The organism is Gracilibacillus dipsosauri, assembly GCF_003176895.1.
GTDB lineage: Bacteria > Bacillota > Bacilli > Bacillales > Amphibacillaceae > Gracilibacillus > Gracilibacillus dipsosauri.
Genome location: NZ_QGTD01000012.1, coordinates 16,501 through 43,263, shown reverse-complemented (window position 1 = coordinate 43,263; position 26,763 = coordinate 16,501). Strand labels below are relative to the sequence as shown.

Annotated in this window: 26 protein-coding genes and 1 tRNA gene; 26 read left to right on the top strand and 1 reads right to left on the bottom strand. The window is 37.9% G+C overall.

Annotated elements, in window-relative coordinates; translation table 11 throughout:
• Nucleotides 1–171 precede the first annotated feature (171 nt).
• The 26 genes from metG (at nt 172) to DLJ74_RS13495 (ending at nt 26,509) form a co-directional block, all read left to right on the top strand.
• Complete coding sequence (gene metG / locus DLJ74_RS13620) at nt 172–2,115, top strand: methionine--tRNA ligase (RefSeq protein WP_109984884.1); 1,944 nt, start codon at nt 172–174, stop codon at nt 2,113–2,115.
• Between the two features lie 108 nt (nt 2,116–2,223).
• Nucleotides 2,224–2,991: a TatD family hydrolase gene (locus DLJ74_RS13615; protein WP_109984883.1), complete on the top strand. Its 768-nt coding sequence runs from the start codon at nt 2,224–2,226 to the stop codon at nt 2,989–2,991.
• A 168-nt stretch (nt 2,992–3,159) separates the two neighbouring features.
• On the top strand, nt 3,160–4,422 hold the full coding sequence (locus DLJ74_RS13610) for a G5 and 3D domain-containing protein (RefSeq protein ID WP_054861442.1): 1,263 nt from the start codon (nt 3,160–3,162) through the stop codon (nt 4,420–4,422).
• Nucleotides 4,423–4,545: 123 nt separating this feature from the next.
• A complete protein-coding gene (gene rnmV, locus DLJ74_RS13605) occupies nt 4,546–5,112 on the top strand; it encodes a ribonuclease M5 (RefSeq protein WP_054861443.1) in 567 nt (188 codons plus the stop codon).
• Nucleotides 5,100–5,975, top strand: coding sequence for a 16S rRNA (adenine(1518)-N(6)/adenine(1519)-N(6))-dimethyltransferase RsmA (gene rsmA / locus DLJ74_RS13600; RefSeq protein WP_109984882.1), 876 nt, complete (start codon nt 5,100–5,102; stop codon nt 5,973–5,975). Before rnmV ends, rsmA begins: the two co-directional genes overlap by 13 nt.
• 240 nt (nt 5,976–6,215) lie before the next feature.
• Nucleotides 6,216–6,482: a biofilm formation stimulator Veg gene (gene veg / locus DLJ74_RS13595; RefSeq protein ID WP_054789160.1), complete on the top strand. Its 267-nt coding sequence runs from the start codon at nt 6,216–6,218 to the stop codon at nt 6,480–6,482.
• 152 nt (nt 6,483–6,634) lie between these two features.
• Nucleotides 6,635–6,814 (top strand): small, acid-soluble spore protein, alpha/beta type, encoded by a 180-nt coding sequence (locus tag DLJ74_RS13590; RefSeq protein WP_109984881.1) that lies wholly within the window; start codon nt 6,635–6,637, stop codon nt 6,812–6,814.
• A 92-nt stretch (nt 6,815–6,906) separates the two neighbouring features.
• Complete coding sequence (gene ispE / locus DLJ74_RS13585) at nt 6,907–7,776, top strand: 4-(cytidine 5'-diphospho)-2-C-methyl-D-erythritol kinase (protein WP_109984880.1); 870 nt, start codon at nt 6,907–6,909, stop codon at nt 7,774–7,776.
• Nucleotides 7,777–7,830: 54 nt separating this feature from the next.
• Complete coding sequence (gene purR, locus DLJ74_RS13580; RefSeq protein ID WP_109984879.1) at nt 7,831–8,655, top strand: pur operon repressor; 825 nt, start codon at nt 7,831–7,833, stop codon at nt 8,653–8,655.
• Between the two features lie 109 nt (nt 8,656–8,764).
• Nucleotides 8,765–9,052 (top strand): septation regulator SpoVG, encoded by a 288-nt coding sequence (spoVG, locus tag DLJ74_RS13575; RefSeq protein WP_054789162.1) that lies wholly within the window; start codon nt 8,765–8,767, stop codon nt 9,050–9,052.
• Nucleotides 9,053–9,362: 310 nt separating this feature from the next.
• Nucleotides 9,363–10,727 carry a bifunctional UDP-N-acetylglucosamine diphosphorylase/glucosamine-1-phosphate N-acetyltransferase GlmU gene (glmU, locus tag DLJ74_RS13570; RefSeq protein WP_109984878.1) on the top strand — a complete coding sequence of 455 codons (1,365 nt, stop codon included), beginning with the start codon at nt 9,363–9,365 and terminating at the stop codon, nt 10,725–10,727.
• A 42-nt stretch (nt 10,728–10,769) separates the two neighbouring features.
• Complete coding sequence (locus DLJ74_RS13565; RefSeq protein ID WP_109984877.1) at nt 10,770–11,720, top strand: ribose-phosphate diphosphokinase; 951 nt, start codon at nt 10,770–10,772, stop codon at nt 11,718–11,720.
• Between the two features lie 292 nt (nt 11,721–12,012).
• The gene (locus tag DLJ74_RS13560; protein ID WP_109984876.1) at nt 12,013–12,639 is read left to right on the top strand and encodes a 50S ribosomal protein L25/general stress protein Ctc; all 627 of its coding nucleotides are present in this window, start codon (nt 12,013–12,015) and stop codon (nt 12,637–12,639) included.
• Nucleotides 12,640–12,805: 166 nt separating this feature from the next.
• Nucleotides 12,806–13,366, top strand: a complete 561-nt coding sequence (gene pth / locus DLJ74_RS13555; RefSeq protein ID WP_109984875.1) for an aminoacyl-tRNA hydrolase — start codon at nt 12,806–12,808, stop codon at nt 13,364–13,366.
• 99 nt (nt 13,367–13,465) lie between these two features.
• Complete coding sequence (fin, locus tag DLJ74_RS13550; RefSeq protein ID WP_054789165.1) at nt 13,466–13,696, top strand: anti-sigma-F factor Fin; 231 nt, start codon at nt 13,466–13,468, stop codon at nt 13,694–13,696.
• Between the two features lie 106 nt (nt 13,697–13,802).
• Entirely contained in the window at nt 13,803–17,336 is a 3,534-nt protein-coding gene (gene mfd, locus DLJ74_RS13545; RefSeq protein ID WP_109984874.1) for a transcription-repair coupling factor, read from the top strand.
• 138 nt (nt 17,337–17,474) lie between these two features.
• The gene (gene spoVT, locus DLJ74_RS13540; RefSeq protein ID WP_054861463.1) at nt 17,475–18,011 is read left to right on the top strand and encodes a stage V sporulation protein T; all 537 of its coding nucleotides are present in this window, start codon (nt 17,475–17,477) and stop codon (nt 18,009–18,011) included.
• A gap of 173 nt (nt 18,012–18,184) precedes the next feature.
• Nucleotides 18,185–19,027, top strand: a complete 843-nt coding sequence (gene glcT / locus DLJ74_RS13535; RefSeq protein WP_109984873.1) for a glucose PTS transporter transcription antiterminator GlcT — start codon at nt 18,185–18,187, stop codon at nt 19,025–19,027.
• Between the two features lie 139 nt (nt 19,028–19,166).
• Complete coding sequence (gene ptsG, locus DLJ74_RS13530) at nt 19,167–21,188, top strand: glucose-specific PTS transporter subunit IIBC (RefSeq protein ID WP_109984872.1); 2,022 nt, start codon at nt 19,167–19,169, stop codon at nt 21,186–21,188.
• A 178-nt stretch (nt 21,189–21,366) separates the two neighbouring features.
• Nucleotides 21,367–22,956 carry a putative polysaccharide biosynthesis protein gene (locus tag DLJ74_RS13525; RefSeq protein ID WP_109984871.1) on the top strand — a complete coding sequence of 530 codons (1,590 nt, stop codon included), beginning with the start codon at nt 21,367–21,369 and terminating at the stop codon, nt 22,954–22,956.
• Nucleotides 22,940–24,391 (top strand): bifunctional methyltransferase/pyrophosphohydrolase YabN, encoded by a 1,452-nt coding sequence (gene yabN / locus DLJ74_RS13520; RefSeq protein ID WP_109984870.1) that lies wholly within the window; start codon nt 22,940–22,942, stop codon nt 24,389–24,391. The genes DLJ74_RS13525 and yabN overlap by 17 nt, the downstream gene beginning before the upstream one ends.
• 28 nt (nt 24,392–24,419) lie before the next feature.
• Entirely contained in the window at nt 24,420–24,683 is a 264-nt protein-coding gene (locus DLJ74_RS13515) for an RNA-binding S4 domain-containing protein (protein ID WP_109984869.1), read from the top strand.
• A 79-nt stretch (nt 24,684–24,762) separates the two neighbouring features.
• The gene (yabP, locus tag DLJ74_RS13510) at nt 24,763–25,062 is read left to right on the top strand and encodes a sporulation protein YabP (RefSeq protein WP_054789119.1); all 300 of its coding nucleotides are present in this window, start codon (nt 24,763–24,765) and stop codon (nt 25,060–25,062) included.
• Nucleotides 25,059–25,622, top strand: coding sequence for a spore cortex biosynthesis protein YabQ (gene yabQ, locus DLJ74_RS13505; RefSeq protein ID WP_109984868.1), 564 nt, complete (start codon nt 25,059–25,061; stop codon nt 25,620–25,622). The genes yabP and yabQ overlap by 4 nt, the downstream gene beginning before the upstream one ends.
• Nucleotides 25,623–25,651: 29 nt before the next feature.
• Nucleotides 25,652–26,029, top strand: a complete 378-nt coding sequence (locus DLJ74_RS13500; protein WP_054861455.1) for an FtsB family cell division protein — start codon at nt 25,652–25,654, stop codon at nt 26,027–26,029.
• 75 nt (nt 26,030–26,104) lie between these two features.
• Nucleotides 26,105–26,509, top strand: a complete 405-nt coding sequence (locus tag DLJ74_RS13495) for a S1 domain-containing RNA-binding protein (RefSeq protein ID WP_054861456.1) — start codon at nt 26,105–26,107, stop codon at nt 26,507–26,509.
• A gap of 157 nt (nt 26,510–26,666) precedes the next feature.
• Here DLJ74_RS13495 and DLJ74_RS13490 read toward each other — a convergent pair.
• Nucleotides 26,667–26,740, bottom strand: a tRNA-Met gene (locus DLJ74_RS13490).
• Nucleotides 26,741–26,763: the final 23 nt, after the last annotated feature.

The window sequence follows — 26,763 nt, the reverse complement described above, 5'->3', positions numbered from 1 at the left end:
GAAATGGAAGTATTACTGAGATTCGACATTTTTCTTTAAAAAATGTATTTTTTCAACCTTTTTCTTATGAAATTGGCTGAATATGCAATAATAATGGAAAAGTAAACGAAAAATCGCTACAATATAAGCAGACTGATTTTGAGATGGAAAAAATAAAAGGAGGATTGCCCGATGTCAGAAAATAGCAAAACTTTTTATATAACTACACCAATTTATTACCCAAGTGGTAATTTACATATTGGTCATGCCTATAGTACAGTTGCAGGGGATGCCATGGCAAGATATAAACGTTTGCGTGGCTATGATGTTCGTTATCTAACGGGAACGGATGAACATGGACAAAAAATTCAAAAAAAAGCGGATGAAGCAGGCGTTACGCCACAGCAGTATGTCGATAATATTGTAAGTGGCATCAAGGAATTGTGGCAAAAACTTGATATTTCTAACGATGATTTTATTCGAACAACAGAAGAAAGACATAAAAAAGTTGTCGAAAAGATTTTTGCGAAATTAGTAGATCAAGGGGATATTTATTTAGATGAATATGAGGGAAGCTATTGTACTTCCTGTGAATCCTTTTTTACAGAGCGTCAGCTAGAGAATGGTCGATGCCCAGATTGTGGTGGACCAGTGGAACAAGTAAAAGAAGAATCATATTTCTTTAAAATGGGGAAATATGTAGATCGTTTATTAGCTTTTTATGAAGAAAATCCGCAATTCATTCAGCCAGAAAGCCGTAAAAATGAAATGATCAACAACTTCATTAAGCCAGGTCTTGAGGATTTAGCTGTTTCGAGAACGACCTTTGATTGGGGAATTAAGGTACCTGGTGATCCGAAGCATGTTATCTATGTATGGATTGATGCATTAACGAATTATATTACAGCACTTGGATATGGTTCAGATGATGATTCCCTATACCAAAAATATTGGCCGGCAGATGTACATTTAATGAGTAAGGAAATTGTTCGTTTCCATACGATTTATTGGCCTATTATGCTAATGGCTCTTGATTTACCATTACCGAAAAAAGTATTTGCCCATGGTTGGATCTTGATGAAGGATGGCAAGATGTCTAAATCCAAGGGGAATGTTGTCAGCCCGATCGATTTAATCGATCGTTATGGCCTTGATGCACTGCGTTATTACTTATTACGTGAAGTACCATTTGGTTCTGATGGTGTTTTCACACCAGAAGGATTTGTGGATCGAACCAATTATGATTTAGCGAATGACTTAGGAAATTTACTTAATCGTACGGTTGCGATGATTCAAAAATATTTTGATGGAAAAATTCCTGCCTTTAATGCATCAGAGGACGAATTTGATCAATCACTAGAGAAGCTTGGCCAAGAAACGATCGAAAATGTAGAAAAAGCACTTGATGAAATGGAATTCTCGGTTGCCTTAACCAGTATTTGGAAATATGTTAGTAGAACAAATAAATATATCGATGAAACAGAGCCATGGGTATTAGCAAAGGACGACAATAAAAAAGCTCGCCTCGGGAATGTTATGGCCCATTTAACAGATAGTTTGCGTCGTATTGCAATCTTACTACGCCCATTCTTAACGGAAACTCCAGCCCGAATATTTGAGCAAATCGGGGTGACAGAGCAAAAAGATCAGGAGTGGAATAGTGCACGAGCGTTTGGTGTGATAGCAGAAGGCACTTCTATCGTCAAAAAAGATCCAATTTTTCCACGTTTAGATGTCGAAAAAGAAGTGAAAATTATTAAAGATATGATGAAGCAGCCAGAGCCTGAGAAGAAAAACACCGCTAAAACAAATGAAGTAACCTACGACGACTTTATGAAGCTAGATTTAAAGGTAGCAGAAGTGGTTCGAGCAGAAAAAATGGAAAATGCAGATAAACTGCTCCGCCTTCAATTAGACTTAGGGGAAGAAAAGCGTCAAGTCATTTCCGGTATTGCCAAATTCTATACACCTGAAGATATGGTAGGTAAAAAGGTTATTTGTGTAACTAATTTAAAACCAGTTAAACTGCGCGGGGAGCTATCAGAGGGTATGATCCTCTCAGGTGAAGACAAGGATGGTAAGCTATCCTTAGCTACTGTTGAATCAGATTTACCGAATGGTTCTGTCGTAAAATAATGCTTCATTCTAATATACCTCCATTTCCTTTAAAGTGAAACGGAGGTATATCTATTTTATGTGTTGTGATTATTAGTTTTACTATATTGGAACGAAGGAGGCATAAACATGTTATTTGATACACATGTTCATCTCAATGTCGCACAATTTGAAGAAGATAGAGAGGAAGTCATAAAAAGAGCGAGGGATGCAGGGATAGAGCATATGGTCATCGTCGGCTTTGATAATGAGACAATACCGAAAGCGATCGAGCTTGCCGAGGAGCATGATTTTATCTATGCAGCGGTTGGCTGGCACCCTGTTGATGCGATTGATATGACAGAAGAAGACCTTTTACGCATAGAACAATTAGCAAACCATCCAAAGGTTGTCGCAATAGGAGAAATGGGTCTTGATTATCATTGGGATAAGTCTCCTAAGGATGTACAAAAAGAAGTATTTCGAAAACAAATTCGATTAGCCAAAAAGGTTCAATTGCCGATTATTATCCATAATCGGGAGGCGACAAAGGATATAATTAAGATCCTACAAGAGGAAAAGGCAAATGAGGTTGGTGGGATTATGCATTGCTACAATGATTCTGCTGATTACCTGGATGCCTGTCTTGCTATGAACTTTTATATTTCTTTAGGTGGTCCAGTTACGTTTAAAAATGCTAAGCTACCGAAAGAGGTGGCGATTGCGGTTCCGGAGGATCGCTTATTAATTGAAACCGATTGTCCCTTTTTAGCACCACATCCAAATCGAGGGAAAAGAAATGAACCGGCATATGTCCGACTTGTTGCTGAGAAAATTGCCGAACTTCGCGGTGTTGATTATGACAGCATTTGTAAGATAACGACAGAAAATGCTAAACGCTTTTTTGGTATCCAATAGTATTACTGCCTGTTACGATAATGTAATGAATTTGAAATATTTAAATGAAAGAAACAGAAGAGTCCTTAGAAATCAAGGGTTTTTCTGTTTCTTTTTGTGTAAACGCCTGTTTGACAGCTTTTTTTTAACTATATATAATACAACGGCGAGCATAAGGAGGGTGAGAGAATGTTAAAACGTCTTTTCAGCTTGCGAAACCTATTGAACAACAAAGACTTTGTCTATGCTGTTACACTATTTGCTATTATAGGAACTATTAGTTTTTTATTTTATGAAATTTCTAAGGCAGAGGTCACCGTTGTTCAAGAAGGCGAAGCGACTACAGTTCGTACCCACGCGAATACTGTAGAAGAAGTGCTCAAACAATTAAACATACATGTAGCAGAACATGATAAATTATCACATAAGTTAAATGACATAGTTTCCTCAGAAATGAAAATCGAACACACGGTTGCAGATCAGGTAATCGTTCGACAAAATGGAGAAGAAAAAGTCTATTATACGACTGCAGACCGAGTAGAGGATTTTGTTGGAGAGGTGGACTTGAATCTCCGAGAGCATGATCAATTGTCTGTAGCCATGGATAACAAGATCAAAGATGGAATGATTGTCGATATCTTAAAAGCATTCCAGGTCACGATTAATGATGCAGGTCAAAAGGAAAAAGTCTGGACAATTGGGGCTACAGTTGAAGAGTTACTAGCCAAAACGGATACGACATTGTCTGAATTAGATCGAGTTGAACCTAAGCAAAGTGCAAAGATTAAGGATGCGTCTGTGATTAATATAACAAGAGTAGAAAAAGTAACAGACGTAGTTGAAGAACCGAAGGAATTCGCGACCGTAAAGCAAAGCGATGCCTCTTTGACGAAGGGAACAGAGGAAGTGGTTTCTGAAGGAGAAAATGGCGTCATTGCAAAACATTATGAAGTCGTTTTGGAAAATGGGGAAGAAGTTTCACGTGAACTAATCAAAGAAGAAGTAAAAAAAGAAAGCCAGGATAAGGTAGTTGCTGTTGGCACAAAAGAGGTACAAGAAACGCAACAACCAACGCCTAGCTCTACTGATACGAAAACAGTAGCAACAGCCGAAAAAAATACGGTTAGAACGACGGTATCTAGAGGAAGTGAAAGTAGTAGTAAAACCATTTATATGCATGCTACTGCTTACAATTGGGATTGTCCTTCCTGTGATGGTCGTGGTTTGACTTCGACAGGCTATGACTTGAAGGCGAACCCGAATGGCGTCGTGGCAGTCGATCCAAGTGTAATTCCTCTTGGCACAAAGGTTTGGGTAGAAGGCTATGGGTATGCTGTCGCAAGAGATACTGGTGGTTCTATTAAAGGGAACCGTATCGATGTTCATATGCCAACCCAAAAGCAGGCTATGAGCTTTGGGAGTAAACGAGTAAAGGTAAAAATATTAGAATAGCTATCAGTCAATAAATCCGAGTTCATTGATGAATGAGCTCGGATTTTTCTATGCTATTTGCTAGCGACATTGCTTCTTTTTCCGTGGTATAATAAGGGGAGATGATGAAATGGAGGATATTCCTTGAAGGTAAAAGAAATAATAGTAGTGGAAGGGAAAGACGACACAGCAAAGCTAAAACAAGCACTTGATGTAGATACCATTGAGACAAATGGTTCCGCAATAAATAAGCAAACATTAGATCAAATAGCCCATGCTAAGCAGAAACGAGGAGTGATCATATTCACTGATCCTGACTATCCTGGACAACGAATTCGTAAAATTATTGATGAGCACGTTCCTGGCTGTAAGCATGCTTTTTTGACAAAGGAAGAAGCGGTAGCTAAAAATGGCAAAGGGTTAGGAATTGAGCATGCATCCATCCCTGTTATTCGCCAAGCACTAAAAGCGGTCTATGAAGTCACAGAAGATGGTGTGAATACACTGACAAGAGCTGATTTATTAAAATATGGACTTATAGGTGGCCAAGGTGCAAAGGAAAGAAGAAAACAATTAGGTATCTCCTTAAGAATTGGCTATGTAAATGGCAAGCAATTATTAAAAAGACTTCAAATGTTTCATATAGATCAAAATGAATTGAAGCAGGCGATGGAGCAGATTTTGCAGGAGGAAGGCAAATGGCAAACATAAAAGCAATCGCAACACCAAACAGGACAAAAGAAATACTGAAAAAGTATGGATTTGCTTTCAAGAAAAGCTTAGGACAAAATTTTCTCATTGATGTTAATATTCTTAAAAATATTCTGAATGTTGCCGATATTACGAAGGAGACAAATGCGATTGAAGTTGGACCAGGAATAGGGGCATTGACAGAACAGCTTGCCATCTATGCGAACAAAGTGGTGGCATTTGAGATTGATCAGCGTTTAGTACCAATATTAGAGGATACGTTAAGTCCTTATGATAATGTGAATATTGTCAATCAAGATATTTTAAAGGCCGACATACAGAGCCTATTACAACAAAATTTTTATGATGAAAAAGAAATAAAAATAGTTGCCAATTTACCCTATTACATTACCACACCAATTTTAATGCACTTGCTAATGGCTAAACTACCTATATCCAGTATCACGGTAATGATCCAAAAAGAAGTAGCAGATAGAATGGCAGCTACCGAAAATACAAAAGAATATGGTTCATTGTCCATTGCTATTCAATATTATACAGAAGCAAGTGTCGAAATGATTGTCCCGAAAACTGTTTTTATGCCACAGCCTCGCGTAGATTCCGCCGTGTTGCACTTGCAAATGCGAAAAAAGCCACCTGTAGATGTGATGGATGAGGACTTTTTCTTTTTATTCGTACAAGCATGCTTCCAACAGAGAAGAAAAACATTGAGAAATAATTTATCAAGACATTTTGCGAATCTTGACAAACCAATGATTGAAAAAACTCTACAAGAGACGGGAATTGATGGCACGAGAAGGGCTGAATCACTAACAATGGAGGAATTTGCCCTATTAGCTAATACATTTTACAACCAACGCTAACCGTCCTTAAGCACCGAAGCATTTACCAATTTAGAAAGAATTCCTTATCGTATACATAATTTTCATAAAGTAAGACAAACTACTTGTAGCAGAAGTGTGAGCTACTAGGTGGCTAACTTATTTTTCGAATAATTGAGATTTTCTTATTGACAGCTTTCAATTAATATTGTTATAATAGAATATTTTTAATTGACTGTTGGACAAGAATGTAGTATACTATATGTAGTGAGGTGGAGTGCATTGGCAAAAACATTGGTTGAAATCAAACAAGGCCTAGATGGTAATGTTGGCAAACGACTTAAGATTAGAGCTAATGGTGGAAGGAAAAAGACCATTGAGCGCTATGGAACATTAGCTGAAACTTTTCCTTCTGTATTTATTGTAGAGTTAGACCAGGAGGAAAATGCGTTCGAGCGTGTTTCTTATAGTTATGCAGATGTTCTAACGGAAACAGTTGAATTAAATTTTATGGACGAATTAGAAAAAGCAGCGGTAGGAGAGCGGTAAACAATATGTTTGCTGCTTTTTTTCTTTGCTTAAAAAGTGATTCGATCATCTCCCCGAATTTCACTTACATACCATTATTATTAAAGGATAAACCATCGGATTAGGCATAAGCTATAACTGTCGTATGAAACGACAGAGGGGGAGTATCTTCTATGGGCAGAAGACGAGGAATCATGTCTGAACGTTTTAAGGAAGAGCTTGCTAAAGAATTAGGTTTTTACCACAAGGTGTCACAACACGGTTGGGGAGAAATAACAGCTCGAGAAGCTGGAAGCATGGTGAAAAGAGCTGTGCAAATAGCGGAAGAGAGTATGAAAAGGGACAAAGCCTAGATATGGCTTTGTCCCATTAATCTATTTATGGTATCTTTACATAAAGTGTATCTCCGTTAGTACACAGCTAAGTAAAGTAGGTGACAACAGAAATGTATACTTCTGAGAAGGCTCCAGCGAAAATAAACCTTACGTTGGATGTCCTATATAAAAGATCAGACGATTTTCATGAAGTGGAAATGGTGATGACCACAGTGGATTTAGCTGATCGTATTGAATTATATTTACTCGATCGTGATGAAATTATGATACAATCTGAAAATCGTTTTATTCCAAATGATGAGCGAAATTTAGCCTTTCGTGCAGCAAAACTGCTAAAGGAGCGCTTTAAAATATCAGCAGGTGTGAAAATCATTATCGAAAAACAAATTCCGGTTGCTGCAGGCCTTGCTGGAGGAAGTAGTGACGCTGCTGCTACGCTAAGAGGCCTAAATCGTTTATGGCAACTGGGTATTAGTACTGAGCAATTAGCTGCGTTAGGTGCAGAAATTGGATCAGATGTATCTTTTTGTGTATATAACTCGACAGCATTAGCAAAAGGAAGAGGAGAGATCATCACAGAATTACCAGCCCCACCATCATGCTGGGTCGTATTGGCAAAACCATCGCAAGGGGTATCTACCCAATCAGTTTATCAATCCTTACCATTAGATAAAGTCGAGCATCCGGATACGATAGGAATGGTCGAGGCACTAAAGAATTCCGATTATGATGGGATCTGTTCACGGTTAAAAAATGTACTAGAGCTTGTGACATTACCTAAGCATCCACAGGTACAACAAATAAAACAACAAATGCTACAATCAGGTGCAGATGCAGTATTAATGAGTGGAAGTGGTCCAACCGTATTTGGTTTAGTCAAACACGAAAGTAGGGCGGTTAGAATCTATAATAGCCTAAGAGGGTTTTGTGAAGAGGTCTACATTGTTAGGATGCTCGGATCTCATCAAACACTTGATTAAACACGTATAAAATGTTATATTTACGACAAAATATTCGGTTTTTGAGGTGTAGTAATGAAAAGAAGTGATCGCTTAGTAGCAATGACAAATTATTTAATAGAACATCCTATGGAATTAATTTCTCTTCCATTTTTTTCGGATACGTATGGTGCCGCTAAATCCTCGATTAGTGAGGATTTAACTATTATCAACCGTAGATTTCAAGAGGATGGCATTGGCTATCTAGCTTCCATATCTGGTGCTGCTGGAGGGGTGAAATATATCCCGAGGGTTGGGCCGGAACATAGTCAATCATTTATTGAGCGATTGTGTGAGGATTTAGAGGATCCAAGCCGAATCTTACCTGGTGGCTATTTATTTATGAGTGATGTATTAGGAAACCCTAGCATTGTACGTAATATTGGCCGACTGTTCGCTTCTAAGTTTGCTGATTTGGATATTGATTCGATTGTTACAGTGGCGACAAAAGGAATACCGATAGCATATGCTGTTGCTTCTTTTCTAAATGTACCGGTTATCATTGTTCGTAGAGATCCCAAAGTGACGGAAGGTTCCACAGTCAGTATTAATTACGTATCCGGTTCATCTAAGAAAATACAGACAATGGTTCTTTCAAAAAGAAGTCTAGATTTGGGAGAAAACGTTTGTATCATTGATGATTTTATGAAGGCTGGAGGAACGATTAATGGAATGAAAAGCTTACTCCAGGAATTCAATGCAAATGTATGCGCAATTGGAGTCCTAGCAGAAGCAGAGGATGAAGAAGAAGAGCGTGTAGTGGATGATTATATCTCATTATTACAGATTAAGAACGTAGATGCGAATAACAAAGAGATAGAAGTTGTAAAAGGAAACTACTTCCAAACTTCCAATCACTAATACTTTTTCCAAAAAAAGATAAAAATTTTTAAAAGATTAGCAGGAATTTAAGAACATTTGTTGAATTAAGATAATATGCTCTTAATTAGGGAAAAGGTGGTGATACATAATGGAAGTAACAGACGTGAGATTACGCCGCGTGAATACCGATGGAAGAATGCGAGCGATCGCATCCATTACGTTAGATCATGAATTTGTCGTACATGATATTCGTGTGATCGATGGGAATAACGGAATGTTTGTTGCAATGCCTTCTAAAAGAACTCCTGATGGAGAATTTAGAGATATTGCACATCCAATCAACTCAACCACTCGATCAAAAATTCAAGATGCGGTTTTAGAAGAATACCATCGTGCTGGTGAGGTGCAAGAATTTGAAGAAGCAGGGGCTTCATAATTAGCTCCTTTTTTAAATGTAATTGCTCTTAAATGTATTATCAACCAATTATTTAATCGTATAAAAAGGCCTAATCGTTTCCCGTGATTAGGCCTTTTCTCTGTATACAAAACAATTATTTCCTACCACCTGTTGGTTGTGCTCCGAGCTATTTTCACTTTTCTCCTCTGTTTTCTTTATTGTAAAGAAACTTTCATTGAAAAAACTCTGTATTTCATATATATTCATAAGGGGAAACTTGTACAACTTAATCAAGTAATGTAAATTTTTAAATCAAATCATTTTTTTAAAATAGGACGGAGGGAAAGTCTTGCCGAATCGTTATGCAGTCGTTTTAGCAGCTGGAAAAGGTACTAGAATGAAATCAAAGCTATATAAGGTTTTACACCCTGTACTAGGTAAACCAATGGTACAGCATGTAGTCGACCAATTAAAAACATTAAAATTAGCGAACATTACAACAGTTGTAGGTTTTGGAGCGGAAAAAGTTCAGGAACAACTGGGTGATGCTTCTGAATATGTCGTACAAGAGGAACAATTAGGGACTGGTCATGCGGTCATCCAAGCCGGAAAATACTTGGAAGGCAAAAAAGGTACAACACTTGTAGTATGTGGAGATACACCATTACTGAAAGCAGAGACATTACAAGCAGTATTAGAATTTCATGAGCAGGAAGAAGCAAAAGTAACGATTCTAACCGCACATGCCCAGGATCCGACTGGTTATGGAAGAATTGTTCGTAATGCGGACAATCAGGTGGAGAAAATTGTTGAACAAAAGGATGCGACAGAAACAGAAAAAGCCATTCAAGAAATCAATACAGGTACTTATTGCTTTGATAATGAGCTATTATTTGCTGCCTTAAAGCAAGTGTCTAATGATAATGCCCAAGGGGAATACTACTTACCAGATGTTATTCAAATAGCTCAAGAACAGCAACAAAAGGTGGCTGCTTACCAGACAGATGAGTTTAATGAAACAATTGGTGTAAACGATCGTGTTGCATTATCTCAGGCAGAAGCCTTCATGAAAAAAAGAATTAATGAAAATCACATGCGAGAAGGAGTTACCATTATCGATCCTGCCAATACGTACATCGGTGCAGATGTAAAAATTGGGGTGGATGTAGTCATTCATCCAGGCAGTGTGATTAAAGGGGAAACGATCATCGAGGATGAGGTAGAGATCGGCCCAAACTCAGAGATTGTGAACTGCCATATTGGGAAGGAATCCAAAGTGAAGCACAGTGTAGCCACCTCTAGCTATATCGGAGAGCGTGTTCAAATCGGACCATTTGCACATATTCGTCCTGATGCTACAATTGGCAATGATGTGAAGATTGGTAATTTTGTTGAAATTAAAAAAACAAAAATAGATAATAAAAGTAAAGTATCTCATTTAAGTTATATTGGGGATGCGGAAATAGGTAGTAACGTCAATGTTGGCTGTGGTACGATCACAGTAAACTATGACGGGAAAAACAAGTTTTTAACGAGAATAGAAGACGATGCTTTTATTGGATGTAATGCAAATCTAGTTGCGCCAGTAACCATTGGAAAAGGGGCCTTAATAGCAGCTGGTTCGACAATTACGAATGATGTACCAGGTGATGCCTTATCCATTGGAAGAGCACAACAAGTGAACAAAGAAGAATATGCCAAAAAATACAAATAAGCATGATTGGGAACAAATAAGCTGATGGAGGTATCAAACAAGATGTCCGAATACAAGGATTCATCTTTGAAGGTTTTTACATTAAATTCGAATCCAAAACTAGCAGAAGAGATTGCAGCAAATATTGGTGTCGAATTAGGAAAGAGTTCGGTAACAAAGTTTAGTGATGGCGAAATTCAAATCAATATTGAAGAAAGTATCCGTGGTTGTGACGTTTATGTTGTTCAATCAACCTGTGAACCAGGCAACCAACATATCATGGAGCTTTTAATTATGATTGATGCATTAAAACGAGCATCAGCGAAATCGATCAATATTGTTATGCCATATTATGGATATGCAAGACAGGATCGCAAGGCAAGAGCAAGAGAGCCGATTACTGCTAAACTTGTTGCAGATTTATTACAAACTGCAGGGGCTTCAAGGGTGATTACACTGGACCTCCATGCTCCACAAATTCAAGGATTTTTCGATATCCCAGTCGATCAATTAGTTGGTGTACCAATCTTATCTAGCTATTGGAGCAAAAAAGGTCTTGATGATATTGTCGTTGTTTCACCTGATCATGGTGGAGTAACACGTGCACGTAATCTAGCAGATCGACTAAAGGCACCAATTGCTATTATCGATAAGAGAAGACCACGTCCTAATGTGGCAGAGGTAATGAATATTGTCGGTAATATCGAAGGAAAAACAGCCATATTAATTGATGATATCATTGATACCGCTGGAACAATTACGATCGGCGCTAATGCGCTAATCGAAAGTGGCGCAACAGGTGTCTATGCTTGCTGTACACATCCTGTATTATCAGGACCAGCCATTGAGAGAATCGCAAATTCGCAAATCAAAGAATTAGTGGTGACAAATAGTATTCCTTTGAAAGAGGAAAAACTAATTGATAAGATTACACAGCTTTCTGTTGCACCATTGATCAGTGAGGCGATTATCCGTGTCCATGAAAGACAATCTGTAAGTATATTATTCGATTAAGATCAGTCCATTTTTGCTGAAAATTAAGTCATGATTGAGAAAGTTTGAGATTTTCATCTATGAACTTCATACCTGAATGCTGAATTTTTTATACGTTAGGAAAGTAGGGATTTTTTGTAGGAAGTAATGTAACGAAGCGAAAATTTTGAAGTCCTTAGTTTAAGAAAAGCTGACGTATTTGCTAAAGGACGAGCAAATACGAGATTTTCTAATAGTAATACATGTTTAACGTAGTCGAAAAGCGGGAAATATATAATTACTATTGTTAAAATAATTGGAGGGTGATGAAACCATGGCAGTAGTTTTACAAGCAAATAACCGAGAGGATCTAACGAAATCTAAGACAAAGGAAGTGCGATTAGCTGGTGGTGTACCGGCAGTTATATATGGCTATAATGTGCAACCTAAAACAGTTGCTGTTGATAGTATAGAACTATTAAAAACCGTTCGTGATGAGGGGAAAAATGCGATTATCTCCTTGAAGGTGGATGGGGAAACATTTCAAGTCATGCTCCATGAATATCAGATTGATCCATTAAAGGATGAGTTAGTTCATGCGGATTTTTATGTCGTCAATATGTCAGAGGAAATGGATGTCGAGGTTCCGCTTGTTCTAGAAGGAGAAGCGAAAGGTGTGAAAGAAGGTGGCGTCTTACAGCAGCCACTTTATGAGCTAGGAGTAAGAGCAAAGCCTAACGACATTCCAGAGCAAATCACTGTTGACATATCCGAATTAGAGGTAGGGGACAGCATATTGGTTTCTGACCTGAAGGATGGGAAAAACTATGAAATACTTGAAGACGAAGCAACGACGATTGTTACCATTCTTGTGCCAGACAAGGAACCAGTAGAAGAGACAGAGGAAGCGGAAGAACAGGCCGAACCAGAAGTGATGAATGAAAAAGAATCAGAAGAATAAAAACAGAGGCGCAACGAATGAAGTTGCGCCCTTTTCTACGTCAGGAATTTTTTAGCAGGCTTTCTAAAGGAAGAACGAAGGAAAGTGGAAATTATTTGATATATTAAACAGAAATAATATGTTAAGATGAATAATAGAATAATATTGATAAAGGAAGTTAAGACAAATGAAATGTATCGTAGGTTTGGGAAATCCAGGATTAAAATACCGTTCCACTCGTCATAATATTGGCTTTATTGTCGTAGATGAGCTTTTGAAGCGTAATAATTGGACTTTATCGAAGAATAAATTTAATGGTCATTATACGATGGAAACATTACATAATGAAAAGGTTTTGATCTTAGAGCCCCAAACATATATGAATTTATCAGGAGAATCCTTAAAGCCTTTGATGGATTTTTATGATTTGGCACCAGAGGATGTTGTGGTCATTTATGATGATTTAGATCTTCCGCTCGGCAAAATTCGTTTAAGACAAACAGGTGGACATGGTGGGCATAATGGTGTGCGGTCGATCATTGATCATTTAGGAACAAAGAAATTTAATCGTATCCGCTTTGGTATTGGCAGACCTGTTACACCGATTCCAGTAATTGATTACGTATTGGGGAATTTTCAAAAAGAGGAGCAGACCACTTTAGAACAGGCCGTAGACCATGCGGTGAATGCACTAGAAGCATGGATGACAGAGCCCTTTCCAAAAGTAATGAATGATTATAATCAATAAAAATGAAATGAACACCACCTGTTTAATAAACCCTTCGTATAAATATTTATTGCTCGGGAAATGATAAGAATAATACAAGAGTAATACGGAGGGTAAAAAATGACACTTGTCTATAAATGCAAGCATTGTGGTAATGAGGTAGGAAGACTACCATCAGAAATGGTGGACTTAAATAAGATCGGCTGGGAACACCTTTCACCTGAAGAAAAATCGCAATTGATGAAACTAAAGCCAGATCAGCAAGTGATGATTCAATCCATATGTGAAAATTGTCAACGTCTTTTAGAAGATAATCCGAATTATCATGAGTTAGACTATTTCATTCAATAATAGATTAATCGATATTAGTAAGACATCCGCTTTGGTTCTAACCAAAGCATTTTTGCAGTTATGAACGGGATACGTGTTTGGTTAAAGTAATGGTAGGGGGAGCACTATGCAGCAATTAAAACAGTATTTACAAAAAAAGGAAGATGTATACTCTGTTATTGAAGGTATACATTCAGGATTATCAGAACAACTAATCTCAGGTCTATCAGGCTCAAGCAGGAGCTTGTTCTCTGCACTTATTCATGAGGCTGTACAGAGAAAGGTACTTATTGTGACACATCAACTAAATCATGCACAGCAGCTGTATGAGGATCTTTTAGAATTTTCAGAGGCAAAGGATGTATTCCTTTATCCAGTCAATGAATTATTAGCATCTGAATTGGCGATAGCAAGCCCAGAACTATTAAGCCAACGAATAGATGCATTAAATGCCTGGATTCAAGCAGATAAAGGGATATTAATCGCACCAGTTGCTGGTTTGAAACGCATGTTACCTCCACCTGAGTATTGGAATAAGTATCAGATTAAGATAGAATTGACAAAAACATTAGATATAGCGGAAGTGCTACAAAAGCTAATAGAAATGGGTTATGTAAGGCAAGAAATGACGAGTAGTCCTGGCGAATTCAGTTTGCGCGGTGGGATACTAGATGTTTATCCAATCACAGACGAGGATCCTATCCGAATTGAATTATTTGATGATGAAGTTGACTCGATCCGTTTTTTCGATGCCGAAACTCAACGATCCTTGAAAAAGCTCGACCAAGTAACAATCGGTCCAGCAACAGAGCTTTTAGCTACTGATGAGGACTTAGTTACGGCAGCACAACGAATAGAGCACGCACTTCAGCAGACATTAAAGAAAACAAAAAATAAAGCCGATCAACAAGCTCTAGAAAAAGCAATTACAGCAGACATTGAACGTCTGAACCAATGCGAGCGCTTTCAAGAAATGAAAAGATATATTTCTTACTTTTATCCAGTGCAAACTAGTTTGTTAGATTATTTACCGAAGGATGGTCTGATCATTTTAGATGAGATGAGCAGAATTCAAGAAACGGCTCTCCACCTAGATGAGGAAGAAGGAGAATGGTTAAAGGATCATTTAAGCAGGAATCAGGCGGTAAGTGATATGCATTTATCCTTTGATTGGCCAGACACTTGGGCCAAAATGGATAGACAACGTCTGTACATGTCTGTCTTTTTGCGCCATATTCCGAATACGAATCCTGCTAATATTGTCAATTTATCTAGTAGAGGAATGCAGCAATTTCACGGTCAAATGAACTTGTTGCAAAATGAAATGGAAAGATGGCAAAAGGCCGGATACTCTGTCATTATTCTGGCGCCAAATAAAAAACGGGTCGAAAAGATTCATTCCGTCCTTGAAGATTATAAGATGACTGCGAGTGTTCTGGAAACCATTCCTTCCTTACCTGTACAGACACCATGTATAACGACAGGAAATATAAGCGGTGGCTTTGAAATTCCGCTGCATAAGCTAGCTGTTTTAACAGATAGTGAGCTATTTAAGCAACAGACAGTACGAACAAAAAGAAAGCAAAAAATCTCCAATGCGGAAAGAATTAAAAGCTACCAAGAGCTACAAATTGGGGATTACGTGGTTCATACGAATCACGGGATCGGTAGATATGTAGGAATAGAGACATTAGAAGTCAATGGACTACACAAGGATTTTATGCTGTTAAAGTATTCCGGTGATGATAAGCTTTTTGTTCCAATCGACCAAATTGATCTTGTCCAAAAATATGTGGGATCAGAAGGGAAAGAACCGAAGTTATACAAACTAGGTGGTAATGATTGGAAGAAAGTAAAAAGTAAGGTCCAGTCTAAGGTAGAAGATATTGCCGATGACTTAATCAAGCTGTATGCAGAGCGTGAAGCGGCAAAGGGTTATGCATTTTCGGAGGATACCGAGATGCAAAGAGAATTTGAGGCGGCCTTTCCTTATCAAGAAACGGACGATCAACTTCGCTGTATTGAAGAAATCAAACAGGATATGGAAAAGGAACGCCCAATGGATCGATTATTATGCGGGGATGTTGGCTATGGAAAGACAGAAGTAGCGATTCGCGCCGCCTTTAAGGCCATTGCAGATGGTAAACAAGTTGCGATACTAGTACCGACGACGATCCTTGCACAGCAACACTATGAAACCGTTATGGAGAGATTTCAAGATTATCCGGTCAATGTAAGCTTATTGAGTCGTTTTAGAACAAGGAAGCAACAAACAGAGACACTTAAAGGACTAAAAAATGGCATGGTTGATCTTGTGATAGGCACACACCGTTTACTATCCAAAGATGTTACCTATAAGGAGTTAGGGCTATTAATTGTCGATGAAGAACAACGGTTTGGTGTAAAGCACAAGGAAAAAATAAAACAATTAAAAACAAATGTAGATGTACTCACACTAACAGCAACACCAATTCCGAGAACCTTGCATATGTCTATGCTCGGCGTGAGAGACCTGTCTGTCATTGAAACACCTCCTGAAAATCGTTTTCCTATCCAGACATATGTAATGGAATATAATGGGCCGCTCGTCAGGGAAGCAATCGAAAGAGAATTAGCTCGTGGTGGGCAGGTGTTTTTCTTATACAATCGAGTAGAATCGATAGAGAAAGTAGCGCAGGATATCCAAGCATTAGTGGAAGATGCGCGTGTGGTCGTTGCACATGGGCAAATGAAAGAAACGGAGCTAGAGAATGTGATGTTCTCTTTCCTAGAAGGAGAAGCCGATGTCTTAGTTAGTACAACGATTATCGAAACAGGTGTCGACATACCAAATGTCAATACACTTATTGTATATAATGCTGATCATATGGGACTTAGCCAATTGTACCAATTAAGAGGTCGGGTTGGTCGCTCTAATCGTGTTGCTTATGCTTATTTCACCTATCAACAAGATAAGATTTTAACAGAAGTGTCTGAAAAAAGGTTGCAGGCAATCAAGGAATTTACGGAGCTTGGGTCAGGCTTTAAAATAGCTATGCGCGATTTATCGATTCGTGGTGCAGGGAATATTCTAGGAGCACAGCAGCATGGGTTTATTGATTCGGTTGGGTTTGATATGTATTCCCAAATGTTAAATGAAGCAGTACAGGCGAAGAAGCAGGGTAAATCCTTGGAAGAAGTGAAGCCATTTGAGGTCGAGCTTGATTTGAAGATAGATGCCTATATTCCTGATAATTACATTGAAGATGAAAAACAAAAAATTGACATGTATAAAAGATTCCAAGCTATCATGACACAAGAGGATATCCACGATTTAAGAGATGAATTGATCGATCGATTTGGCGACTATCCAGAAGAGGTAGAGAACCTATTCCTTGTCACGACTTTAAAGATGCAGGCAAAGAAAGAGAGAATTGAGTCCATTACCGAAAAAAATCACCAAATGGAGCTATTAGTAGAGGAAGATAGAAGTCAAGAAATAGATGGAGCAAAGCTGTTTGAATTTGCTAATCAATACGGGAGAATGATTCAGCTAGGAACCGAAAATCGCCAATTAAAGGTTAAATTCCGCTTTAGTAGAGAACCGAAGCTTAAACGCTATGAAGTGTTAGAGTCCTTCATTCAAGCATTAAAGGAGATGAAACAGACCCCTGTCGGGTAAGTAAGTTAGAAAATATATGGTAATTTTGTATAGTTTTCTAATAATTAAATCATACTAACCTTACAACATAATTATTTCATCAGTTGGAGAAATAATTGTTTATATGTTAAAAATGGAAAGAGAGGTCATGATTTAATTATGAAGGCTACAGGAATTGTACGACGCATTGATGATTTAGGAAGGGTTGTAATCCCTAAGGAAATTCGTAGAACATTGCGAATTCGTGAAGGAGATCCTTTGGAGATCTTTGTAGATCGAGATGGGGAAGTGATTCTAAAAAAATACTCACCAATCAGTGAATTAGGTGATTTTGCAACAGAATATGCGGAGGCATTATATGAATCCTTAGGTTTATCTGTATTAATTAGTGATCGTGACGATATTATTGCAGTTGCCGGAGAGTCTAAGAAGGAATATTTAGGTAAGCATATTTCCAAGAAAATAGATGAAGCAATGGAAGGTCGAAAGCTAGTGATGCAAAAAGAAGCAGCAAATGTAGAGCTAGTCGAGAATAAGGAAGAGGAATTGGAAGCACATCTTTTATATCCCATTGTAGCAAATGGTGATCCAATTGGCTGCTTGGTCATTTTTACAAGAGAAAAGAAAGAATTCGGCAAGGTAGAAGAAAAGGCCGCCCATACCGCTAGTCAATTTTTAGCTAAACAGATGGATTAAAAAGACCGATAGGAAAACTAGTGCCTGAGAAATCTCATGCACTAGTTTTTTATTGTACACTAGGAAGGCGAAGATGCGAAAATGTTGATGCCCAAAGTATAAGAAAAAGCTTTTCGGTTTGGCTATCTCTGTCGTTTTTAGTAAGATAGAAGATGGTAAGTGAGGTGAAACTGGTGGAGGAGAAAATAATCGTCAAAAAAGCACTAAACAATAATGTACTCATAGCTTCTCATCCTCTTTATAAAGAAGTTATCCTTATTGGTAAAGGGATCGGCTTCGGCAAGAAAAAGGGAGATGTTGTACCAGAGGATCAAGCAGAGAAAACGTTTTTATTAAAGGATGAGCAGGAACAGGAACAATACAGACAACTCATATCCTATGTAGATCAAGATTTGCTCGAGATATTAAATGATGTGATGGTATTAATTGAGAAGCGGATGGGTGAGACATTATATGAACACATTCATGTTGCTTTAACCGATCACTTATCATTTGCAATAAATCGTGCCAATCAAAATGTACAATTTTCCAATCCTTTTTTGTTTGAGATTGAATCCTTATACCCAAAGGAATTCCAAGTAGCACAAGAGGTTGTTCAAGTCTTGCAGGAGAAAATAGGTGTCGCATTTCCCCCAGGGGAAGTTGGATTTATAGCGCTGCATATTCACAGTGCAGTGACAGATAAATCATTACGAGATATGAATCGGCATCATCAATTGATTGCCAAGCTTGTAGAAATTATTGAAGAAAATCTAGGCATTCAACTCGATCGCCAAGGCATTAATTATAACCGCTTAATTCAGCATTTGCATCGTGCGATTGAAAGGGTATACGAAGGGGAAACATTAGGGCAAGAAACGAATTTAGCAAAAGTGTTGAAATCGACTTATCCCATATGCTATAATCTTGCTTGGAAATTAATTAAAGTAATGCAACAACAACTGCATACACGTGTAGATGAGTCAGAAGTACTTTATCTGACCATTCACCTACAACGATTAACGCAATCATCATAACGTGTTACTGATACGATCAGGCATGAGTAAAATGGATGTTTTAGGTTATTCTATGGGGAGAAGTATATACCATAGGATCTAAATGCATTTTACTCATGCCTTTTTTGTTGCAATACAAACAAGAAGGAGGAAAATTAACATGTCCAACATATTTGGTACATTGCAAAAAGTCGGTAAAGCTTTAATGCTACCGGTTGCTTTATTACCGGCTGCAGGTATACTGCTTGCATTTGGTACAAGCTTTGCACAGGATCAATGGGTCGAACAATTCCCGTGGTTCGGTAATGCAACCGTACAAAAAATATTAGAAGTAATGTCAGAAGCAGGTGGAATCGTATTTGATAACCTACCATTACTATTTGCTGTCGGTGTTGCAATCGGTTTAGCAAAAGGTGATGGGGTTGCTGGACTTGCGGCTATCATCGGTTACTTAATCATGAATGTCACGATGGGTGTATTTGGAGATATCACAGCAGAAATGACTTCAAATCCAGCCTACGCAAGTGTCCTAGGGATTCCGACATTGCAAACAGGAGTGTTTGGCGGGATCATTGTCGGTATATTAGCAGCCTTTATGTACAATCGGTATTTCAATATAGAGCTTCCACAATTTTTAGGATTCTTTGCAGGAAAGCGTTTTGTTCCTATTATTACAGCCTTTTCATCCTTAATATTAGGTATTATCATGTTTTTAGTATGGCCATTTGCACAAGAAGGGCTTAATGCGGTTTCTCATTTTATGCTAGAAACAAACCGCACGATATCAACATTTGTATTTGGTGTGATTGAAAGAGGGTTAATTCCATTTGGGTTACATCACATTTTCTATTCTCCATTCTGGTTCGAATTTGGACAATATACGAATGCTGCTGGAGAAATCATTCGTGGTGACCAAAGTATTTTCTTCGAGCAATTGAAGGATGGGGTAGACTTTACGGCAGGTAATTTCATGACAGGTAAATTCCCGTTCATGATGTTTGGACTTCCTGCTGCGGCATTAGCTATTTATCATACAGCAAAACCGGAAAGAAAAAAGGTAGTTGGAGGGATTATGTTCTCTGCTGCATTAACTTCTTTCTTAACAGGGATTACAGAACCACTTGAATTCTCATTCTTATTCGTTGCACCATTATTATTTGGAATTCATGCAATTTTTGCTGGTTTATCGTTTATGACGATGTATTTACTAGATGTTAAAATTGGTATGACATTCTCAGGTGGTCTGATTGACTTCCTTCTATTCGGTGTTATGCCTAACCGTACAGACTGGTGGTGGGTAATTATTGTTGGATTGGTCTTCTCGGTTATTTATTACTTTGGTTTCCGATTTGCCATTCAAAAATTCAACCTAGCGACACCGGGCCGTGAAGATGAGGCAGAAGATAGCGATGATGAAGGCGAAGTAGATGATCGTCCTTATGAGATCTTGGAAGCAATGGGTGGCAAGGGTAATATTACGAACTTGGATGCATGTATTACCCGTCTCCGTGTTAGTGTAGATGATAAAAACAAAGTGGATAAAGGACGTTTGAAAAAGCTTGGTGCTTCTGGAGTAATGGAAGTAGGAAATAATATTCAAGCAATTTATGGACCTGTTTCAGATACATTAAGAGGTCAAATGCAAGATATTATGGATGGTAAAACACCAACGAAAAAAGCTACTGATAATAAAGAAGAGACAGTAGCTGCGTCAGCTAATATAGAAGGCGATCTAGATTTCACTAGCCCGATGACAGGTGAAATCATGCCATTATCAGAGGTGCCAGATCAAGTCTTTTCACAAAAAATGATGGGGGATGGATTTGCGATTAAACCATCTCAAGGTGAAATAGTTTCACCAGTGAATGGTAAAATCATCAATATCTTCCCAACAAAGCACGCTATCGGTATTTTAGCGGACAATGGAACAGAGATTCTAATCCATATCGGTATCGATACGGTTAATTTAAAAGGAGAAGGTTTTACGGCCAAAATAGAAGAAGGCGATGAGGTAAAGCAAGGCCAAGTCCTAATGGAAGTGGATTTAGCCTTTGTCGAACAAAATGCCCCTTCTACAGTAACGCCAGTTATCTTCACTAATTTACAAGAAGACCAAGAAGTTAGTGTGAAAGTCTCTGGTAAAGTAAATAAAGAAGACCAAAATATTATACAAATACAATAAATGCTTGGAGCTCTCTTCCTGGTCAGTTGGCTAGGGAGAGAGCTTTTTAATGCCTCACTATGATCAAAATCTCACTATAGCCCCTATGGCACTCACTGGGTTATACATTCCTAAGCAGCCATTTGTACGATTCACATCTATGCTATAATAAAAAAAACATCATTGAAGGAAGAAATAGATGAATCATTCAACTAAAAATAAGCAAATATATAAAGGTGCCTTTGCACTAGTATTTGCTGGCATAATAGGTAAGGTTATTAGTGCCTTTTATCGCATACCATTACAGAACCTAACCGGTGATATCGGTTTTTATATTTATCAGCAAATCTATCCAATTATTGGGATTGCTATCACCATAGCCCTTTATGGATTTCCTTCCGCGATCGCTAAATTTTTAGCTGAAAATAAAGCAAAAGCATCAAAACCGCTATCGAAAAATATAATAGGGGTCCTGCTTCTTTTCCATGTGTTTCTCTTCTTGCTTATCTATTGTTTCCGTTCACAGATAGCTTTATGGATGGGGGATGAGGACCTAGTAGAGGCATTAAAACTAGTGGCGTGGATATTTCTTTTTGTTCCCATCTTGTCCTTACTCAGGGGAATACAACAATCAGAAAAAAGGATGTACCTTACAGCAAATTCTCAGTTAATCGAACAACTAATTCGTGCTTGTATCATTATTGGTACAGCTGCTTTCATCTCTTTAGGCTATCTTTCTGTTTATCGGATTGCAGATGGCGCAGTATTGGCTACAACTGTAGCATTCCTTGCCTCTACCTTATATTTACTTTTTCATCGAAAGAAAGGGCCTTTGTGTGATGGAATGGAAGAAAGGGTATTTGGATTCAGTAGTCTATGGAGTACGATCATCTTTGGTGGAATCGTGATTAGCTTAAACCATATGCTATTGTTATTAATGCAATTTGCAGATTCTGTTACGGTTGTGCCAGGGCTAGTGGAATATGGACTTTCTACAACAGAAGCGATGAAGGCGAAGGGAGTTATCGATCGCGGTCAGCCATTACTTCAGCTTGTGACGGTTGTTGGGTCTTCCTTTGCGATGGCGTTAATGCCAGAAATAACGAAGCAGAATTGGCATGCTAACAAAAAGCATGCATTCAACCAAATCCAGTCATCGTTAAAATTTTGTTTATTGTTGTCTGTTGGTGCAACAGCAGGTTTATGGATCCTAATGCCAGAGATTAACCAATTATTATTCACTGATAGGCTTGGTTCGAATAGTTTGCGTATTTTAGCACTTACTCTTTTAGTCAGTCCACTTACTTTAGTCGTTGCTTCTTTACTACAAGGTTTTGGCTATATGAAATGGACAGCCTTTCTTATCTTTTTTGGATTATGGGTAAAAATTTTATTAAATAAATGGTTTGTTCCTTCATTTGGAATTAGTGGTAATGCTCTTGCCACCGTGTGTACGATTGTGGTTATCTTTGTTATCAATTACTGGCTATTAAGAAAAAGGGTCATCAAACAAAGGCTACTTCACCTCCCGCTTTTACGTCTTATTCTAGCAACAGGACTTCTGATCGCGATAGAATGTCTTTTGAAATTTCTAAACAATAACCTTCTACATCTAGTAACTCGACTAGAATTAGTCATATTTGTCTTATTTAGTGTGGTTCTTGGTTTCTTAGTTTTTCTATTTAGTCTACGATGGTTAAATATATTAACAAAAGAAGAGTGGAACCAGCTTCCTATGCCGAAAAAATGGAACTATAAAGGAGTCAATAGAGATGAAACCAATCATTGAAGTAATAGGTCTTGGTGGTGGAGATATACATCAATTACCATTAGGCTTGTACCGAAAATTAATAGACACAAAGGATATTTGCTATGTGCGCACGATCGATCATCCAGTAATTTCATCATTAGAGGAAGAAGGGGTTGTATTCGAGAGCTTTGATACGGTTTATGAAAAGCACGATCAGTTTGAAGCCGTTTATCAGGAGATTGTCGATTGCTTAATCAACCAAGCATTAAAAAAGAACCGAATTCTCTATGCGGTACCGGGCCATCCCATGTTAGCAGAACGTACGGTACAGCTCTTACGGGAACATAATCAAATTGAATTGAAAATATCAGGTGGTCAGAGCTTTTTGGATGATCTGTTTCGGGCATTTGGCTTTGACCCAATTGAAGGCTTTCAAATGGTAGATGCGACAAGCTTTTTAAGACATCAGCTACAATATGAGCAACACCTTGTATTTTGTCAGGTTTATGATTCTTTTGTTGCCTCCGAGGTAAAATTAACCTTGTTGGAGGATCTTCCTGCAGATCATATGATTTTCATAGCGGAGGCAGTAGGCAGTGAGAATGAGGTAATCAAGCATATTCCACTACTGGCATTGGATCAACAAGTAGATTTAAGTAACTTAACAAGTGTCTACATACCACCGATTACTAAAGAAAAGCTCCATCACCAATTTTCCCAATTGAGAGAGGTTGTCCATATTTTGCGAGGGCCAGATGGATGCCCATGGGATAAAAAGCAAACCCACGAATCATTAAAAAAGTACTTGATTGAAGAGGTCTATGAGGTGTTAGAAGCGATAGATCGGGAAGATGATGAGGCAATTGCAGAGGAGCTAGGTGATGTTCTATTACAAGTAATGCTTCATAGTGAAATTGCGGAAGAAGCAGGATATTTTACCATCGATGACGTAATATATAGTATCACGGAAAAAATGATTCGAAGACATCCTCATGTTTTTGGCAATGTACATGTAGATGGGGAAGAGGATGTTATACGAAACTGGCAGGAAATAAAGAAAAGAGAGAAAAAAGACAAGCACTCCTCGGTATTGGACGGTATAACCAAAGGATTGCCAGCAACTCTATTAGCAGAAGATCTACAAAAAAAGGCGGCGAAGGTAGGCTTTGATTGGGATAATTCAGAAGACATCAGGAAGAAGGTGGAGGAGGAAATAGTAGAATGGAGGGAAGCGTTAGCGGAAGAAAACCAAATCGAGAAAGAAAAAGAATTTGGAGATATTCTATTTGCAATGATTAATCTTGCAAGATATTATAAAATTAATCCAGAAATAGCATTAATGCGAACAAATAACAAGTTTATGAATCGTTTTCAATTTGTCGAAAAAGAAGTAGCGAATAGTGGCAAGGATTGGACGGATTTTACTCTAGCTGAATTAGATATATTTTGGGAGAAGGCAAAACAAAAAGAGTAGACAAACCTCTATCAGGAAGGGAATAATTATGCGATTAGATAAATTTCTAAAGGTTTCACGATTGATTAAACGACGAACCTTGGCTAAAGAAATAGCCGATCAAGGCAGAATTATCGTAAACGATCAAACAGCGAAGGCTGCAACCACCATTGCCGTTGGTGATGAACTGAAGATTCAATTTGGCCAAAAGCTGTTAACGATTCAAGTAGACCAATTAAAAGAAACAGTAAGAAAAGAAGAAGCTAGTACACTATATACGATAAAGAGTGAAGAATATCGAGAGAACGAGTAAAGCGCCATTTCTATAAAAATAGTTCTAAACTTGTCCCTCTTTTCATAAAGTAGTTATGGATAAAAGGGAGGGATTTGCAATGAACTATTATGATAAAAAACCAATGACAACATCACAAATGGATCACCATGTGAAAATGACAAATAGACGTTTACTAGAAATAGACGGAGTGAAGGAAGTAGATAGCTTTGATAGTGAGGAATTTCTGCTACAGACCGTCATGGGCTATCTTGTCATTCGTGGGGACAATCTCCAAATGAAAAATTTAGATGTAGAGTCCGGTCATGTATCGATAAAGGGTAAGGTTTATGAGCTCTCTTATCTAGACGAGCAGCATGGAGATAAAGCTAAAGGTCTTTTTAGCAAGCTCTTCAAATGACGTTAAACACGCAGTTCCTCACAATGTTTACAATGGTGGCAATGGGGGTATATATTGGGGCAGCATACTATACGTTTAAGCGAATCGAAAAGTGGTGGGCAGATGGTATTATACGAAGATACCTTCTAGAATTCCTTTTTTGGATCGTACAAGCCTTCGTCTTTTTCTATGTATTGTATCAGGTAAATGAAGGAATACTGCGCTTCTATATATTTTTAGCTGTGTTTTGTGGCTATGCAATGTTCAAGGCTCTGTTGGAGCAAGCCTACAGTAAAGGGTTAGAACTTGCCATCCGGATTATTTCACATATTCTCCGGATGGTTTATGCCATCATTCATTGGGTACTAATAAAGCCTATCACTTTACTTTTCACGTTTATCGTTGTTTGCCTTTCATGGCTTTACCAGCTATTCTTTCGTTTATTTTCTTTCATTTTCCGTATACTTTTCTATCCATTTATCTTATTATGGAATTACGTGAAACGTTTTATGCCGAAAATGGAGAAAAATTATCTCTACCAATTTTTTCGTTTATTTAGTAAAATAAAAAAGAAAAAGTAATAGAACCCTTTAAGGAGGTAGAATTAATCATGGCAAAATCTAGTAATGTATCTAGAATAAACGAAGCTTATATTGAACAACATGATGCTTACATAAGAAGACAAAAGCAAAGAAAAAAGCGATTATTTCGACGACTTGCTTTGTTCGGCCTAGTTGTCATGATTACAATAGTTTGTGTTACTACCTATCACATTAAGCAACGGGTAAAATATAATGAATTGCAAGCAGAATATACAGAGAAATCTGATCAATTAGCATCACTGGAAAAAGAAGAAAAGAAGCTGACACAAGAAATCAAGCTATTGAATGATGAAGAATACTTACTACAAATTGCGAAAACCAACTATTTCTTCACAGAAGAAGGCGAAATTGTGTTTAAATTACCAGAAGAGGAGTCATCTTATTGACACCGTTTTTATTGCTTCGCTATAATATAGTATGAGTACGATTCTTTAAAAATTTTAAGGAGGAGCAATTTCTTTATGTCAATCGAAGTAGGCAGCAAGTTGCAGGGAAAGGTAACAGGTATCACTAATTTTGGAGCTTTTATTGAGTTACCTGATGGAAAAACAGGTCTCGTCCACATTAGTGAGGTTGCCGATAATTATGTAAAGGACATTAACGAGCATTTAACAGTCGGTGATGAGGTCACTGTTAAAGTTCTTAATGTAGAGGACGATGGTAAAATTGGTTTATCCATCAAAAAAGCAAAGGATAACCCACCTAACCGTCGAAGAAATCAAGGCAATCAAAAAAATAACCGCGAGAGAGGCGAATCATTTGAACAAAAAATGAATCGTTTCTTAAAAGATTCTGAGGATCGTTTAGCAACATTAAAGAAACATACAGAATCAAAACGCGGAGGACGAGGAGCGAGAAAAGGCTAAACACTTGCTGTCTATGTAGGATATAGAAGACAAAGACGGATGTGACTCGTGAACAATAGATCAAAAAGCTACCTATCTAGATTGGTAGCTTTTTTACATGTGTAGAAACGAAATAAAAAAGAGCTGTGAATTTTTTTCACAACTCTTTTTCCATATATAGCGGCGGAGGGGATCGAACCCCCGACCTCACGGGTATGAACCGTACGCTCTAGCCAGCTGAGCTACACCGCCTTAATGTAAAGACACAAAGAATA

Bases quoted from the DNA above. Each gene is read 5' to 3' on its own strand.
- yabP (WP_054789119.1), top strand. From the start codon at position 24,763: ATGAACTATTATGATAAAAAACCAATGACAACATCACAAATGGATCAC.
- DLJ74_RS13590 (WP_109984881.1), top strand. From the start codon at position 6,635: ATGGGCAGAAGACGAGGAATCATGTCTGAACGTTTTAAGGAAGAGCTT.
- ptsG (WP_109984872.1), top strand. From the start codon at position 19,167: ATGTCCAACATATTTGGTACATTGCAAAAAGTCGGTAAAGCTTTAATG.
- DLJ74_RS13495 (WP_054861456.1), top strand. From the start codon at position 26,105: ATGTCAATCGAAGTAGGCAGCAAGTTGCAGGGAAAGGTAACAGGTATC.
- spoVG (WP_054789162.1), top strand. From the start codon at position 8,765: ATGGAAGTAACAGACGTGAGATTACGCCGCGTGAATACCGATGGAAGA.
- DLJ74_RS13565 (WP_109984877.1), top strand. From the start codon at position 10,770: ATGTCCGAATACAAGGATTCATCTTTGAAGGTTTTTACATTAAATTCG.
- metG (WP_109984884.1), top strand. From the start codon at position 172: ATGTCAGAAAATAGCAAAACTTTTTATATAACTACACCAATTTATTAC.
- rsmA (WP_109984882.1), top strand. From the start codon at position 5,100: ATGGCAAACATAAAAGCAATCGCAACACCAAACAGGACAAAAGAAATA.
- DLJ74_RS13515 (WP_109984869.1), top strand. From the start codon at position 24,420: ATGCGATTAGATAAATTTCTAAAGGTTTCACGATTGATTAAACGACGA.
- DLJ74_RS13500 (WP_054861455.1), top strand. From the start codon at position 25,652: ATGGCAAAATCTAGTAATGTATCTAGAATAAACGAAGCTTATATTGAA.
- mfd (WP_109984874.1), top strand. From the start codon at position 13,803: ATGCAGCAATTAAAACAGTATTTACAAAAAAAGGAAGATGTATACTCT.
- DLJ74_RS13610 (WP_054861442.1), top strand. From the start codon at position 3,160: ATGTTAAAACGTCTTTTCAGCTTGCGAAACCTATTGAACAACAAAGAC.
- pth (WP_109984875.1), top strand. From the start codon at position 12,806: ATGAAATGTATCGTAGGTTTGGGAAATCCAGGATTAAAATACCGTTCC.
- DLJ74_RS13525 (WP_109984871.1), top strand. From the start codon at position 21,367: ATGAATCATTCAACTAAAAATAAGCAAATATATAAAGGTGCCTTTGCA.
- yabQ (WP_109984868.1), top strand. From the start codon at position 25,059: ATGACGTTAAACACGCAGTTCCTCACAATGTTTACAATGGTGGCAATG.
- yabN (WP_109984870.1), top strand. From the start codon at position 22,940: ATGAAACCAATCATTGAAGTAATAGGTCTTGGTGGTGGAGATATACAT.
- DLJ74_RS13560 (WP_109984876.1), top strand. From the start codon at position 12,013: ATGGCAGTAGTTTTACAAGCAAATAACCGAGAGGATCTAACGAAATCT.
- purR (WP_109984879.1), top strand. From the start codon at position 7,831: ATGAAAAGAAGTGATCGCTTAGTAGCAATGACAAATTATTTAATAGAA.
- ispE (WP_109984880.1), top strand. From the start codon at position 6,907: ATGTATACTTCTGAGAAGGCTCCAGCGAAAATAAACCTTACGTTGGAT.
- DLJ74_RS13615 (WP_109984883.1), top strand. From the start codon at position 2,224: ATGTTATTTGATACACATGTTCATCTCAATGTCGCACAATTTGAAGAA.
- spoVT (WP_054861463.1), top strand. From the start codon at position 17,475: ATGAAGGCTACAGGAATTGTACGACGCATTGATGATTTAGGAAGGGTT.
- fin (WP_054789165.1), top strand. From the start codon at position 13,466: ATGACACTTGTCTATAAATGCAAGCATTGTGGTAATGAGGTAGGAAGA.